The sequence below is a fragment of the Streptomyces sp. NPDC055955 genome (genome assembly GCF_042270245.1).
GTDB lineage: Bacteria > Actinomycetota > Actinomycetes > Streptomycetales > Streptomycetaceae > Streptomyces.
In genome coordinates, this window is record NZ_JBHJYS010000016.1 from 135,789 (window position 1) to 149,976 (window position 14,188).

Genomic DNA, 14,188 nt, shown 5'->3' on the forward strand with positions numbered 1-14,188 from the left:
CAAAGTGACGCCAGTCACTCCCTCCGAAAGGGGTGTAGGTAGCCCCCCTTCGGGGGCGGTGCTACCCCCGCGCTCGGTCGGGTGGGTGGCCTCATGGTCCCCAAGGCCGCCGATTCCTAGATTTGTTGAGGTCGGGCCGTCCCGTGAGCAGGACGTCCGGACGTACGCCCCCTCCCCCCCTCGTCACTCCCATCGCCATGCCCAGAGACCGGAGAGCTCGCCATGACCCTGGCCGTCGAACCCGTAGTGGACCCTTCCGCAGGAGCGGCCGGGACGCAGCCGCAAGGAAGCGAGTTCACGCCGTTGCTGCGCACCGTCAAGAGCCAGGACCTCCTGGAGCGGCGCACCGGCTGGTACGTGCGCACCATCGCGCTGAACGCCCTGTCCCTCGCCGCCGTCGGCACCGGGATGGCCCTCATCGGCGGTTCCTGGTGGGTCCTCGCGCTCGCGCCCGTCCTCGCGGTGCTCTGCGCGCGCACCGCCTTCGTGGGGCACGACGCCGGCCACGCGCAGATCACCGGAAACCGCGCCGTGAGCCGCGTCATCGGGCTCATCCACGGCAATCTCCTGCTCGGCATGAGCTACAGCTGGTGGAACGACAAGCACAACCGGCACCACGCCAACCCCAACCACATCGACAAAGACCCCGACGTGGCCGCCGACGTCCTCGTCTTCACGAGCAAGCAGGCCGCGACCCGCTCCGGATTCCGCCGCTGGCTCACCCGCAACCAGGCTTGGCTGTTCTTCCCGCTGACCCTCCTGGAGGGCCTCGCCCTGAAGCTGTACGGCTTCCAGGACCTGCGCCGCCAGCCCCCGCGCGAGCGCGCCGTGGAGGGGCTGTTCCTCGTCGCCCACGTCGTCGGCTACGTGACCCTGCTCCTGACCACCATGCCGCTCGGCCACGCCCTCGCCTTCGCGGCGATCCACCAGGCACTGTTCGGCCTCCACCTCGGCATGGCCTTCGCGCCGAACCACAAGGGCATGGAGATGCCCGACCCGGACGGCGAGCGCTGGGGCCACCTGCGCCGGCAGGTCCTCACCTCCCGCAACATCAAGGGCGGCGCACTGACCGACTGGTTCCTCGGCGGCCTCAACTACCAGATCGAGCACCACCTCTTCCCGAGCATGCCCCGCCCCCACCTGCGCCTGGCCCAGCCCCTCGTCAAGGCCCACTGCCGCGACCTGGGCATCCCGTTCACCGAGACCGGGCTCGTCGACTCCTACCGCCAGGCCCTGCGCCACATGTACGAGGTCGGGGAGCCGCTGCGCATGGAGTGAGGCGCTGTCCGGGTGGGGCGAGGCGCACCCCGTACGGGCCTGAGCCCCGGGTTGCTCGCCCCGGGCTCAGGCCCGTACGCCCTGCTTGAGCCGCGCCTGCCTCAGGGGCGGGTGTCCACCGGAGCTGCGCGGAGCTCGGGGGTGCGTCAGGGTGGAGGGTCAGGGATGCCTCAGGGTCGTGAACAGGAACCGCCCGGGCCGCGAGTCCGTTTCAGAGAGTAGAGGCGGGGGCCCGCCTCACATGGCGAGGGCGGTGTGCAGCCCCCGAAGGAGGCGACGGACATGTCGAGGAACGCGAAGATCGCCGCAGGAGGTGTGGCGGCCGGACTCATCCTGCTGATCTGGCTGCCCTGGTGGGCGTCACTCCTGATCGTGCTCGGGGTGCCCGCGGCGGCCTACCTGGCGCTGGACCCCTCCCAGCGGCGCAGGCTCCGCCGCGCCTCACGCCGGGAGATCGGCCGCTGACGGGCCGGTGCTACGAGCGGGTGGCGGCTGCTGCTGCCGTCACCGAGCAGCTGTTGACGACGTCGCCGCTCGCCGGCCGGTCGATCGTGTGGTCGGCCGGCGGCCGCGCGCCGTCCTCCACCCACGCGGTGAGCACGTCGAACGCGGACCGATAGCAGGGCAGCACGGGCCGCAGCCGGTCGGGATAGGTGTCATAGAGCCCATCGGTGTGCGTGCCGTCCTGCACGGTGTACGAGCGGTGCAGGCGGCCGCGCCCCCGGTCGTCCACCATCCGCCCGTAGACATCGGCGTCGGTCGCGATCGGCAGCAAGGTGTCCAGGTCGCCCTGGAGCGTGATCAGCGGCTTGCCGATCCGTCCGCTCAGCGCGACGCGTGCGACGGCCCGGTGGACCGAGGCGGGCCGTGCCGCGTAGTCGTAGGAGGCGTCGGACGCACATGGGGCGAGCAGCTCGTCGGTCGTCGAACCCGCCGACGGCCCGGGGCACTTGGGGTCGTACGCGGGGTCCAGCTCGGCGCGATAGATCTTCTGTGTGATCCCCCAGTAGGCCTTCTGGTGGTAGGCCCACAGGAATTCCGACCCACGCGCGAAGCCCACGCGGTACAGATCGTCGGCGTCGGCCTTCCCGAGCCCGTGGGCGACTGCGGTGGGCAGCGAGGTGAGCAGGTTCGGGCCGTCCGCCGTCCAGAGGGTGCCCTCCCAGTCCACGCCTCCGTCGTACAGCTCGGGATGGTTCTCCAGTTGCCAGCGCGTCAGATAGCCGGCGTTGGAGATGCCGGTCATGTAGGTCCGCCGCGGAGCCCGGCCGTAACGCTGGGCCACGGCCTTCTTCGCCGCTCTCGTGAGCTGGGTGGTCCGGTTGTTCCACTCGACGATCGCGTCGCCGGGACGCTTTCCGTCACGGTAGAAGTCGGGTCCGGTATTGCCCTTGTCGGTCGCCGCGTAGGCGTATCCCTGGGCCAGGACTCGGTCGGAGATCGCCGCGTCCGTCGAGTACTGCTTACGGTTTCCGGGTGAGCCGGTCACCACGAGGCCGCCGTTCCAGTGGTCGGGCAGCCTGATCACGAACTGGGCATCGTGCTGCCAGCCGTGCGTCGCGTTCGACGTGGAGTCGTCCGGGAAGTACCCGTCGATCTGCGAGCCGGGGACGCCGGACGGGTTGTGGGTCCCCTTCGCGATGAGGCCCGCCTGGTCGGCGGTGTCGGTGTACGGGGTTCCGGCCAGGGCGGCCGTCGTCAAGTCGTCCAGGCAGGCGCTCTGTTGAAGGGCGGCGCCCGGGACGTGCACCCGCTCCTGGCGCGAGCAGTGCGCCCCGCCTCCGCCGCTGTCCACGGCGGCCCCCGCCGGCACCGGCCCCGAGGCGGCCAGCGCCAGTAGAGCCGTGGCGAAGAGGGGAACTGTTCCGGGCACGCGCATGGTGAGCCTCCGCGACGACGAGGGACCGGCAAGGGGTGACGAGCGGGGCCATCGTGCGGGCGGGAACAGTCACCGGACCATGGGCCGGCGCCACATGGGGGAGGGGAGCGGTATGTGGGGCGGAGGTTCGGCACGGCCTGCGCGCGGTGGGCCGGGTGGCCCGCCGCGGCAAGGGTCAGGACGGGCGCACGGCCATCTTGTCGAGCGCTTCCAGGAGGCCGGGCAGCTCGGGGCCCCGCCCCACGGGCAGCACCTCACCGGGCTCGTCGTCCAGGAGCACGAACGCGATGTCGTCCGTCCGGGCCACCATCGACCAGCCGGGACCGTCGGCCCGGAGCGTCCGGGCGTCTCCGGACGCGAACGCCGACCGGACGCGGCCCAGGGGTGGAGGGCTGTCCACGTAGGCGCGCACCTCGGCGAGGACCCGCCGGATGCCGGCGTGCGGCGCGCGGGTGCCCTGCGCCTCGGTGTCACTGCCGGAGGCAGCGGTGGCCGTGGCGGCGTCGCCGGAATCGATGGCGGCGGGGGCGGCGGGGGCGGCCGTGCCGTCCGTGGCGGGGCCGTCGGCGTTCGTGCCGTCCGTCCCCTGCGCACCGGAGGAGTCGCCCGCGTCGTCCGTCTGGAAAGCGCGGTCGTCGATCTGCTCCCGCCAGGACGCCCACTGGAGCGCGATCTCGTCTGCGCCCAGGCGGCGTTGGGCCGGGCCCCACGTCTCCGTGTTCGGCGGAGTGAGGGGCGGACCGTCCATGATCTCGGGGTCGTGTTCCGGGTCGTGCGGGTCGGGGACGCCCGGCGCGGCCACGGACAGGGCGAGCGGCCACCCCGGCAGGGCCGAGACCACCGTGCGCTCGTCGGGCGACAACTCGTACTCCATGCCGCAGTCCCAGGACGCGATGGCTACGGCGACCAGGGACACGTCGTCGATGACGACGGTCCAGCGCGCCCCCGCCCCGTCCTGTCCGAGCACGAGTCCGTACCCGTCGGCGAGGGGTGCGAGCCCGAGCGCGGCGCATGCCTCCGGGTAGTCGTCCCCGAGCACACTGGGGAACTTCGCAGGGGTCAGCAACACCGCCGTCAGTACGTACAGCGCGTCGTCCCCGGCGGCGACCGCGTCGTCCGTCCCGGCCATGCCAGCCTCCCCTGAGCTTCGTCCGTCGGCGCACCCTAACCAGTCGCGGTGGAGATCGTCGAGGGCGTTGAGCTGGAAATTCTCCCCGGGGACCCGGTGTGTGCCCGACGGGTGGACCATGCCAAGATCCCGTGCGCACTTCGTGTCCTTCCCGTGGAGGGCCGACGGGAGCAGCGGGTCAGGTGGCGGTGGGCAGACCGAGCAGCGCCCGTGCCACCACCTCGGGCGATTCGTCGCGTTCCCGGGCGAGTGCGACGACCGCGCGGCACGCGAGTTCGTTGATGCCGAACGTCAGGGCCTCCGGAGACACCCAGGTCGCGGCCTCGGCGAGCCTGTCCTCGTCGTCCTCGACGGATGCCGACACGTAGGTGGCCGCCGCCTCGAAGAGGTTGGGCGGCCGCTTGCGCGGCGGTGTCGCGATGCTCGCCCCGGCCGGTGTCCGCGTGGCCAAGGCATTGCGGAGTCTGTCGAACATGTACGCCACCTTCCCCTGTGCGATGTGCGACGGAGCGTCACATCCTCAACGTAGAGCGGGAGTTCGACTGTCAGAAGGGTTTTGTCTCCGCGTGTTCGCGCAAGTCCGTGAGGGTGGAGCGCAGCCAGGCCAGTTCGGCCCGGCTGGTCGCGCGGGCGATGGTGAGGATGCCGCGGCGGAACGGGTCGTCCAGCTCCTCTGCGCGCAGGGGGCGTTCACCCTCGTAGAAGAAGCTGGCCGGTTCCTCCAGGAATGCCAGCCTGCGCGCGAGGACCGTCGCCTGCGCCGCCGGGTCGTCGAGGTGCCGCAGGAACGCGAGGACCGTGAACCAGCGGTTCTCGTCGGTGATGTCGGCCCGGCCGGGCTCCGCCAGCCTGCCGCGGAGCTCCTCCCGGCCCGCTGCCGTGAGGTTGAGGACGTGGCGCTGGGCGGCGACCGACCCCGGCTGTGTCTCGCGCGTGAGCAGGCCCGCCTTCTCCAGGCGCTTGATCGCCGGATAGAGCGTGCTCTCGGCGACGGGTCGCACGTGGCCGGTCAGTGCCGTGATCCGTTTGCGCAGCTCGTATCCGTGCAGGGGCGCGTCGTAGAGGAAGCCGAGGATGGCGAGTTCCAGCATGCCCCCATTGTGTCGCACGCCCTCCGAGGTCGGTGTACATCAATCTGGTAATACATCGGCACCGATGTATCCTCTACGGAGTGCCTCGTAAGGACGGGGCCGTGCGGTTGCTGGGGAGAGGGAGTGGGGGCGCATGATGAAGCAGGCCCGGTTCGACGCGCAGGGGAGCTGCATCCGCTGGGTCGAGGGCGACGGCGACGGGGTTCCGCTGGTGTACGTCCATGGGCTGGGGTCCGCCTCGACCGTGTACCACGCGCACATCGCCGGCAGGCCCGAGCTCGCCGGCCGGCGTTCGTTGTTCGTCGATCTGCCGGGGCACGGCATCAGCGACCGGCCCGCCGACTTCGGGTACGCGCTGGACGACCACGCCGATGCTCTGGCGGCCGCTCTCGACGCGGCCGGCGTGTCCGGGGCCGAGCTCGTCGCGCACAGCATGGGCGGCGCCGTGGCGATCGTCCTCGCCCATCGGCGCCGCGACCTCGTCGCGCGGCTCGTGCTCACCGAGGCGAACCTCGACCCGTACCCTCCCCGCGTGGAGGGCAGCAGTGGAATCGCCTCCTACGGAGAGGGCGAGTACGTCAACGGCGTCGGCCACGCGCGCGTGCTCGCCAAGGTCGGCCCCCTGTGGGCGGCCACCATGCGTCTCGCGGACCCCCTCGCCCTGCACCGCACCGCCGTCGGACTCGCCCACGGCACCCGCCCCACCATGCGGCGGATGCTCATGGACCTGGACATCGACCGGCTGTATCTGCAGGGCGCGCGCAGTGGTGAACTCGCGGACCGCGCGGGCCTCGAGGCCGCGGGCGTACGCGTGCGCACCGTGCCGGGCGCCGGGCACAACATCATGTTCGACAACGCGGATGCCTTCGCCGCGGCGGTCGCGGACCACGCTCTCGCGTCGCCCGGCACGCGTTAGGGCCTTTCGTCCGGATCGCGCCGGGCTCGCGGGTCCCGGTGCCGCGTCGCGCGGCGTTGTCCTCAGGCACCGACGCTCCGCGTCGGCTCCTTCCTCCGCCTTGCGACGCACGGCACCGGCGCCCGCTCCCTGGTCCGGCCTGCTCCGGACGACAGGCCCTAGTCCCGGCGCTCCGCCAGCGACAGAAATCGGGTGTCCTCATCCACGTACGACGTCATCCGCCAGCCCGAAGCGGCCAGCAGTGGGCGGAGGTTCGGTTCGGCGCGCAGGTCGTCCGGGGTGAGCTCGCGGCCCTGTCGTGCGGCCAGCGCCGCCCGCCCGATGGGGTGGAACAGCGCGAGGAGTCCACCCGGGCGCACCACCCTCGCCAACTCCCGCAGATTCTCCTTGGGTTGGGGGAGGTGCGCGACCAGGCCGGAACCGAAGACGGCGTCGAGCGATCCGGACCGTACGGGCAGGCGCGTCACGTCGGCGAGCATCAGTGAGCCGGCGCGATCCCGTCCCGCCCGCGCGGCGGCCTCCAGCATCGCGAGCGTCAGGTCGACCCCGAGGACGGCCCCGGACGGCCCCACGGCGTCCCTGAGCGCCGGCAGGGCGCGTCCCGTGCCGCATCCCGCGTCGAGCACGCGGTCGCCCGTGCCGAGCCCCAGCTCGGCGACGGCCGCCTCGAAGCGCGGAACGTCGTCGGGGAAACGCGTGTCCCAGTTCGCCGCGCGGGCCGAGAAGAACTCCTGTACGTGCGTGTGGTCGTCGCTCATGTCCCCATGATCCCTCGCATGCGGGTGCGCGTGGGCGGGCGCGGGGGATCGAAAACTCCGCATGCGACCGATGGGAACCGATGCGAACCGAAACCGCCGCATGCGCGAACGGTGCACATGTTCGAGCCTGACGCGATCGTTCACGCGCGTCTCTCTGTCATATTCCAGCAGCTTTCGAAAGGCGCCCCTGTAGTGCGCCCCCGAGAGGTCTAGCGTCCCGGAGCCATGGGACACCTGGACCACGCCACCTTCGGCTGGCTTACCCCCGTGCTGTCATACGTGATGGCCTCCATCGGCGCCGCGCTCGGTCTGCGCTGCACCGTCCGCGCCCTCGGCGCCACCGGCCGCTCGCGGCGCAACTGGCTGATCACCGCGGCGTCCGCGATCGGCACGGGCATCTGGACGATGCACTTCGTGGCGATGCTCGGCTTCGGCGTCACCGGTACGGAGATCCGCTACGACGTGCCGCTCACCGTCCTCAGCCTGGTCGTCGCCGTGGCCGTCGTGGGCATCGGTGTCTTCGCCGTCGGCTACGGCCGTGACCGCAACCGCGCCCTCGCCCTCGGCGGGCTCACCACGGGACTCGGCGTCGCGAGCATGCACTACCTGGGCATGGCGGCGCTGCGCCTGCACGGCCAGGTGCGCTACGACCCACTGCTCGTGGGGCTCTCCGTCGCCATCGCCGTCGTCGCCGCGACGGCCGCCCTCTGGGCCGGACTCAATATCAAGTCGCCCGCCGCGGTCGCGGTCGCGTCCCTCGTCATGGGCGGCGCGGTGAGCAGCATGCACTACACCGGGATGACAGCGGTGAGTGTGAAGGTCGCGTCCTCCGCGGCGGCCCTGCCCGGGGCCACGGCGATGCAGTTCATCTTCCCCCTCGCCGTCGGCCTCGGGTCCTACCTCTTCCTGACGTCCGCGTTCGTCGCGCTGTCACCCACCACGGGGGAGCGCGAGGCCTCCGCGTCGGCTCAGCGACCCGTCGAGAGCGTCGCCCGCTGACGGCGGACCGGCGTCACGACCCTTCCCACCACGAGCGCACCACGCGCGAGGAGGCCATGCGTACACCCCGTAGGACCCCCATCAACGGCGCGCCGCCCAAGCCCGCGCCCCCGGCGCGCGGACGGCGCGCGCACGCCGGACCGCCCGCGGAAGAGGACCACACAGGGGACGATCCGTCCGCTGCGACCGCGCCTCCCACGCGCGCGGGCAATCGAGGACTGAGGCCCCGCACCGTCCGTGCCAAGATCGTGTGCCTCCTGATGGTGCCCGTCGTCTCGTTGCTCGCCCTGTGGGCGTACGCGACGGTCACCACCGCCCAGGACGTCGCGCGAATGCGGCAGTTGCAGCGGGTCGACTCCACGGTCCGTGGCCCGGTCGCCGACGCGGTCGTCGCGCTCCAGGCCGAACGCACCGCCGCCGTCGCCTACGCCGCCAAGCCGGCGGCCGAGCGCGGGGACGAGCTCAGGCAGCGCACCTCGGCGACCGACAAGGCCGTGGCGAAACTTCGCCTCGGCGACGAGGGCAACACCGTCGCGGACGGCGCAGATCTGCCCGCCCGGGTCGGTGAGCGTCTCTCGGTGTTCGTCATCGGCGCCGAGAAGCTGCGCTCCGTGCGCAGTGGGGTGCTCGACCGACGCACCGGCTGGGAGGGCACGTACGGGCAGTACACGAAGACGATCGACTCGGCGTTCGCGGTGATCGGCGCGGTGACCGGGATCCAGGACGACCGTCTGGGCTCCGACGCGCGCGTGCTGCTCGAATTCTCACGGTCCGGGGAGATGCTCGCCCGCGAGGACTCCCTGCTCGCCGCCGCCCGTCTCGCGGGCTCTCTGGACGGCGCACGGCTGCGGCTGTTCACCGGAGCGGTCGACACCCGGCGGACCCTCGCCGAATCGGCCGTCGCCGACCTCCCGGCACCGCAACGGACCGCCTGGCGCGACCTCGTGGAGGGGAGCGCGTACGGCGACGTACAAGCCGTCGAGGACAAGGCGCTCGCCGCCAGGCCCGGCAGTGCCGCGCTCGCCGCGGCACCCGCACTCACCTGGGACAGTGCGCACACGACCGTGCAGAACCGGTTCCGCTCGATCGAGTCGGACGCAGCGCGCACGGCCGGGGTCCGGGCGGATCCGTTCACCCGCGGACTGCTCACGCCCGCGGGCGCCGCGGTCCTCTTCGGCCTGCTGGCCGTCGCCGCCTCCCTCGTGATCTCCGTACGCATCGGCCGGGGCCTGGTCATCGAACTGGTCAGTCTGCGCAACAGCGCCCTGGAGATCGCTCGGCGCAAACTCCCGCAGGCCATGCGGAAACTGCGCGCCGGCGAGGAGATCGATGTCCTTGCCGAGGCGCCGGAAGGCCCTCCCGCCGAGGACGAGACCGGACAGGTCGCCGAGGCGCTCGGCACGGTGCACAGGGCAGCCCTGCGCGCCGCGGCCGAACGCGCGGAACTCGCCAGCGGGATCTCCGGGGTCTTCGTCAATCTCGCCCGCCGCAGCCAGGTCCTCGTGCACCGGCAACTCGGCCTCCTCGACACCATGGAGCGCAGGGCCGAGGACCCGAACGAACTCAGCGACCTCTTCCGCCTCGACCACCTCACGACCCGCATGAGGCGCCACGCGGAAAGCCTGATCATCCTCTCGGGAGCCGCCCCGGGCCGCGCCTGGCGCACCCCCGTCTCGCTGACCAACGTGGTCCGCGCGGCCGTCTCCGAAGTCGAGGACTACGCGCGCGTGGAGGTACGGCAACTGCCCGCCGCCTCCGTGCAGGGCGCTGCGGTCGCCGACCTCACCCACCTCCTGGCCGAACTCGTCGAGAACGCCGCCCAGTTCTCCCCACCGCACACCAAGGTGAGGGTCAGTGGCGAACCCGTCGGAAACGGCTACGCCCTGGAGATCGAGGACCGGGGCCTCGGCATGGGCAAGGAGACGCTCGCCGAGGCCAACAACCGCATCGCCCACTCCGAAGCGCTCGACCTGTTCGACAGCGACCGGCTCGGGCTCTTCGTGGTCAGCCGCCTCGCCCACCGCCACGAGATCAAGGTGCATCTGCGCACTTCGCCCTATGGCGGCACCACCACGGTCGTCCTGTTGCCCACACCTCTCCTGCACGCGGGAACTCCGGAACGGGCGGACACCACCCAGGAACACGCGACGGAGCACCACTACGCGCGCGTGCCCGATCCGGAAGCACCCCACATGAACGGTAACTCCGTGCCGGCCCAGGGGCCGCGCCCCGCCATCGCCGCCGCCGTACACGCCGTGCCGGACGCCGACACGGCGCACGACGCCTCACCGCCCCCCGGAGTCACCGCCCTGCGCCTGCACCGGGAGCCCGCCGACAACGCGGACGACACCGACGACGCCTCGCCGGACGGACTGCCCAAGCGGGTGCGGCAGGCGAGCCTCGCGCCCCAACTGCGTGAGCGGCCCGAGGAGCAGAACGGCGCCGCACCGCACCAGGAACCCGACGCACGGACACCCGAACAGGCACGGCAGCGCATGGCGGCCTTCCGTGACGGCTGGGTCCGGGGCGGCGGCCGCCCACCAGGAACCGGCTCAGGACCCGTGCCCGGCAGCGACAGCACCGAAGGAGATCCCACATGATCCAGGACCCGACCACGGGCGCCGCGCCCCGGTCCGGAGAACTCGACTGGCTCCTCGACGACCTGGTGCAGCGCGTGACCGAGCTGAGGCACGCGGTCGTCCTGTCCAACGACGGGCTCGCCGTCGGCGCGTCGAGCGGTCTCGGCCGCGAGGACGCCGAACACCTGGCCGCCGTCGCCTCCGGCTTCCACAGCCTCGCCAAGGGGGCCGGCCGGCACTTCGGAGCGGGCGGCGTCCGCCAGACCATGGTCGAGATGGACGACGGCTTCCTCTTCGTCGCGGCCGCGGGCGACGGTTCGTGCCTCGCCGTCCTCAGCACGGCCGACGCCGACATCGGCCTCGTCGCGTACGAGATGGCCCGCATGGTCAAGCGGGTCGGCGAACACCTCTACACGCCGGCGCGGTTCGCCGCCCACCCGCCCGCCGCCGGATGACCGGACGTCCACGACGATGAACGATCACGGGAACAGAGACGACCAGGGGCGGGGCAGCCCGGACCTGGCAGGCAGCCAGTGGTACGACAACGAGGCAGGACCCCTGGTCCGCCCCTACGCGATGACCGGCGGGCGCACCTCACCCGGACCCAGAGGGGTGCGCTTCGACCTGATCGCACTCGTCGAACTCGACGACGCCGCGCCCGGCAAGGACGACGACACGGCGCTCGGGCCCGAGCACAGGGCGCTCATCGAGCTGTGCCGCACCGAGACGCAGTCGGTCGCCGAACTCGCCGCCGGCACCGACCTCCCCGTGGGGGTGGTCAGGGTGCTCCTGGGCGACCTGCTCGACATGGGTTGCGTCAAGGTCAGCCGGCCCGTGCCGCCCGCTCAGCTACCCGACGAAAGAATCTTGAGGGAAGTCATCGATGGCCTCCGAGCACTCTGAAGAGACGAACGCCGACAACTCCGCCCTGGCTCTGAAGATCCTGGTCGCGGGCGGATTCGGGGTGGGCAAGACCACCTTGGTCGGCGCCGTGAGCGAGATCCGGCCGCTGCGCACCGAGGAACTGCTCAGCGAGCTCGGCCAGAACGTGGACGACACCGGGGCCGTGGAGCGCAAGACCACCACGACCGTGGCCATGGACTTCGGCCGCATCACCATCCGCTCCGGCCTCTCGCTCTACCTGTTCGGCACGCCGGGCCAGGACCGTTTCTGGTTCCTCTGGGACGAACTCTCGCAGGGCGCGCTGGGCGCCGTCGTCCTCGCGGACACCCGCCGGCTCGCGGACAGTTTCCCCGCCGTGGACTATTTCGAGCACCGCCGCATCCCGTTCGTGGTGGCGGTCAACTGCTTCACGAACGCCCGTGCTTACGGCGCTCTCGAGGTGTCGCGCGCCCTCGACCTCGACCGCGGGACACCCGTCGTGCTGTGCGACGCCCGCGACCGCGACTCGGGAAAGGAGGTGCTGATCCGGCTCGTCGAGTACGCCGGGCGGATGCACACCGCCCGGCTCCTCGACTCCGTGGGCTGAGGTGCGACGTCGTCAGTCGGTGAGCCCCGTGAGGGCCACGACCTTGTCGATCCGTACGCGCACCAGGAGCTCGCCGGGCACGCCGTTGCGCTCGCCGAACTCCTGGGCGCGGTCCTCACCCATGTAGCGCGCGCCGATCCTCGTCGCCGAGTCCCGCAACTGCCCAAGGTCCTCGCTGAGTTCGGCACGGCCCTCGATCACGGTGAACGAGAACGGCGGCCGTTCGTCGTCCACGCACAGGGCCACCCGGTTGTCCCGGGCGAGATTGCGGCCCTTCACGGTGTCCTTGCCGGTGTTGAACAAGAGGTCCGCGCCGTCGAGGACGAACCAGACAGGCGCGATGTGCGGGCTGCCGTCGGGCCGCACGGTGGACAGCTTGGCGGTACGGGTCCCCTCGGAGACGAACGCCCGCCATTCCTCATCGGTCATCTTGTGTGCCATGGGGTCATCCTGCTTGCCCAGACGCCGGGCGTGGGGAAGGCTGGCGAGACAGATCCTCCGGGTAGGGGAGAGATCGGGAATGGGGGAGACGGGATCATGGCGGACAACGAGGGGCTCGGCTGGCTGCTGGACGACCTGACAGAGCGTGTCGAACATGTACGCCACGCTCTCGTCCTGTCCAACGACGGTCTGGTCACCGGGGCGAGCAGCGACCTCAGGCGGGAGGACGCCGAGCATCTGGCGGCCGTGTCGTCCGGTCTGCACAGCCTGGCCAAGGGATCCGGGCGGCACTTCGGCGCCGGTGGCGTCCGGCAGACGATGGTCGAGTTCGACGACGCCGTACTGTTCGTGACGGCGGCGGGCGACGGCAGCTGCCTGTGCGTCCTCAGCTCGGCCGAGGCCGACATCGGCCAGGTCGCCTACGAGATGACGCTCCTCGTCAATCGGGTCGGCGAGCACCTCGGTGTGGGAGCCCGCCGGGCAGAAGGCACCTGACCTGCGCAGACGTCGGACCAGTCAGAGTTATCCACAGGCTCGGCGGCGCGGGCGGGATTCGGGCTACGGTTTTTCCCGGGAGCGATCACGACTCACGGGGGAGATCAGACATGGGTGGCGACACCATCGCGACACCGGCCACGCGAGTACCTGCCGCCTCGCTCGCACAGAGCAGGGCGGCTCGCGAACTGGGCCTGAAGCGTGGCGAGTTCGAGCTGGCGGTGCGACTCGGACGCGTCCGCACCGTACCGGCCCACGACGGCGGGCGCCGCCGCGTGGCCCGCGAGGAGATCGAGCGGGTGCGTGACACCGCGGGCTTCCCGGATTCGCTGAGGGAGCATGTCCGGGCCGTGGGGACCACGGAAGGCGCCGGCCTCATGGACATCACCACAGCCAGGTTCACCCGGCTCGCCCGCGCGGGGATGCTGACGCCGGTCCGCTTCTACCTGAACCGGTACCGAGCGGTGGTCTGGCTCTATCTGGCCGAAGAGCTGAGGGAGTTCGCGGCGGCCGAGGTCAACGCACCACTGATGACAGGACGCGCACCCGACCGTATGCGCGCCCGCCTCGACGCGGGGATCGACCTGCGGGCCAGGAACTGGCGCTCGCGGCACGCGGGCCACCTGCTCGGGCAGAGCTCCGACGCATGGGAGCGCGCCGCCGCCGTCGCGTCCCTCCTGCACCCGGTGACGGTCCTGGAACTCGTCAAGTGCCCGTACGAGCGCGGCTATCTGAGCACACTGCGGCCCGAGTCGACCGGACACGGGGCGCCCGACTCGCCATCGGCACGCATCTCCGAGCGGATCATGACAGCGGACGACCCGCACGAGGTCAGCTGGCTCAGGGCGAGTCTGCTGCTCAGCCTGGCGGAGGCGCGACGCCTGCGGCCCGCGCCGCGACCGAACGCGGGCACGTCCGTCGCCGCGGACCGAGAACCCCTCACGCCGACCGCGTACGCGCACGGAGTGGTGCCGCCGGAGCCGGACACCGCACCCACGGGAGGGGTGACCGGGACGGCGGGTGAGCAGCGTCCGGTCGGGGCCGAGCCACCTCGCCCCTCGCGTGGACTGTTCGGCTGGCTCCGCCGCAGAGAATCCTGAACGCGGCCTGGGACGGGGGCAGTTCCCAGGCACG

16 protein-coding genes are annotated in these 14,188 nt (G+C 71.7%); 10 read left to right on the plus strand and 6 right to left on the minus strand.

Annotated elements, in window-relative coordinates; translation table 11 throughout:
* The first annotated feature begins 222 nt into the window (after nt 1-222).
* Nucleotides 223-1,278, plus strand: coding sequence for a fatty acid desaturase family protein (locus ACFC96_RS29255; protein WP_376263301.1), 1,056 nt, complete (start codon nt 223-225; stop codon nt 1,276-1,278).
* 282 nt (nt 1,279-1,560) lie between these two features.
* Nucleotides 1,561-1,743 carry a hypothetical protein gene (locus tag ACFC96_RS29260; protein ID WP_116500187.1) on the plus strand — a complete coding sequence of 61 codons (183 nt, stop codon included), beginning with the start codon at nt 1,561-1,563 and terminating at the stop codon, nt 1,741-1,743.
* A gap of 10 nt (nt 1,744-1,753) precedes the next feature.
* Here ACFC96_RS29260 and ACFC96_RS29265 read toward each other — a convergent pair whose 3' ends face one another.
* The 4 genes from ACFC96_RS29265 to ACFC96_RS29280 form a co-directional block, all read right to left on the minus strand.
* A complete protein-coding gene (locus tag ACFC96_RS29265; RefSeq protein ID WP_376614929.1) occupies nt 1,754-3,157 on the minus strand; it encodes a tannase/feruloyl esterase family alpha/beta hydrolase in 1,404 nt (467 codons plus the stop codon).
* 175 nt (nt 3,158-3,332) lie between these two features.
* Complete coding sequence (locus tag ACFC96_RS29270; RefSeq protein ID WP_376614931.1) at nt 3,333-4,286, minus strand: hypothetical protein; 954 nt, start codon at nt 4,284-4,286, stop codon at nt 3,333-3,335.
* A gap of 178 nt (nt 4,287-4,464) precedes the next feature.
* Complete coding sequence (locus ACFC96_RS29275; protein WP_376263293.1) at nt 4,465-4,761, minus strand: hypothetical protein; 297 nt, start codon at nt 4,759-4,761, stop codon at nt 4,465-4,467.
* 70 nt (nt 4,762-4,831) lie between these two features.
* Nucleotides 4,832-5,377, minus strand: coding sequence for a PadR family transcriptional regulator (locus ACFC96_RS29280; protein WP_376263290.1), 546 nt, complete (start codon nt 5,375-5,377; stop codon nt 4,832-4,834).
* Between the two features lie 136 nt (nt 5,378-5,513).
* On the opposite strand from ACFC96_RS29280, the gene ACFC96_RS29285 reads away from it, so the two are divergent.
* On the plus strand, nt 5,514-6,293 hold the full coding sequence (locus ACFC96_RS29285) for an alpha/beta fold hydrolase (RefSeq protein ID WP_376263622.1): 780 nt from the start codon (nt 5,514-5,516) through the stop codon (nt 6,291-6,293).
* Between the two features lie 158 nt (nt 6,294-6,451).
* Here the strand turns inward: ACFC96_RS29285 and ACFC96_RS29290 are convergent, their stop codons facing one another.
* Nucleotides 6,452-7,051, minus strand: a complete 600-nt coding sequence (locus tag ACFC96_RS29290; RefSeq protein ID WP_376614933.1) for a class I SAM-dependent methyltransferase — start codon at nt 7,049-7,051, stop codon at nt 6,452-6,454.
* Between the two features lie 225 nt (nt 7,052-7,276).
* On the opposite strand from ACFC96_RS29290, the gene ACFC96_RS29295 reads away from it, so the two are divergent.
* From ACFC96_RS29295 to ACFC96_RS29315, 5 genes are read left to right on the plus strand one after another with little or no spacing between them, the layout of a single operon-like run.
* Entirely contained in the window at nt 7,277-8,050 is a 774-nt protein-coding gene (locus tag ACFC96_RS29295; RefSeq protein WP_376614935.1) for an MHYT domain-containing protein, read from the plus strand.
* Nucleotides 8,051-8,106: 56 nt separating this feature from the next.
* Nucleotides 8,107-10,650 (plus strand): nitrate- and nitrite sensing domain-containing protein, encoded by a 2,544-nt coding sequence (locus tag ACFC96_RS29300; protein WP_376614936.1) that lies wholly within the window; start codon nt 8,107-8,109, stop codon nt 10,648-10,650.
* Nucleotides 10,647-11,084: a roadblock/LC7 domain-containing protein gene (locus ACFC96_RS29305; RefSeq protein ID WP_376614937.1), complete on the plus strand. Its 438-nt coding sequence runs from the start codon at nt 10,647-10,649 to the stop codon at nt 11,082-11,084. Before ACFC96_RS29300 ends, ACFC96_RS29305 begins: the two co-directional genes overlap by 4 nt.
* Before the next feature lie 16 nt (nt 11,085-11,100).
* Complete coding sequence (locus ACFC96_RS29310; RefSeq protein ID WP_376263278.1) at nt 11,101-11,532, plus strand: DUF742 domain-containing protein; 432 nt, start codon at nt 11,101-11,103, stop codon at nt 11,530-11,532.
* Nucleotides 11,513-12,118: an ATP/GTP-binding protein gene (locus ACFC96_RS29315; RefSeq protein WP_376263275.1), complete on the plus strand. Its 606-nt coding sequence runs from the start codon at nt 11,513-11,515 to the stop codon at nt 12,116-12,118. Before ACFC96_RS29310 ends, ACFC96_RS29315 begins: the two co-directional genes overlap by 20 nt.
* A gap of 12 nt (nt 12,119-12,130) precedes the next feature.
* Here the strand turns inward: ACFC96_RS29315 and ACFC96_RS29320 are convergent, their stop codons facing one another.
* The gene (locus ACFC96_RS29320) at nt 12,131-12,559 is read right to left on the minus strand and encodes a PPOX class F420-dependent oxidoreductase (RefSeq protein ID WP_376263273.1); all 429 of its coding nucleotides are present in this window, start codon (nt 12,557-12,559) and stop codon (nt 12,131-12,133) included.
* Nucleotides 12,560-12,655: 96 nt separating this feature from the next.
* Between ACFC96_RS29320 and ACFC96_RS29325 the strand changes: the two genes are divergently transcribed.
* Both ACFC96_RS29325 and ACFC96_RS29330 read left to right on the plus strand, forming a co-directional pair.
* Nucleotides 12,656-13,054: a roadblock/LC7 domain-containing protein gene (locus ACFC96_RS29325; RefSeq protein WP_376614938.1), complete on the plus strand. Its 399-nt coding sequence runs from the start codon at nt 12,656-12,658 to the stop codon at nt 13,052-13,054.
* 110 nt (nt 13,055-13,164) lie between these two features.
* Entirely contained in the window at nt 13,165-14,154 is a 990-nt protein-coding gene (locus ACFC96_RS29330; protein WP_376614939.1) for a DUF6397 family protein, read from the plus strand.
* Nucleotides 14,155-14,188: the final 34 nt, after the last annotated feature.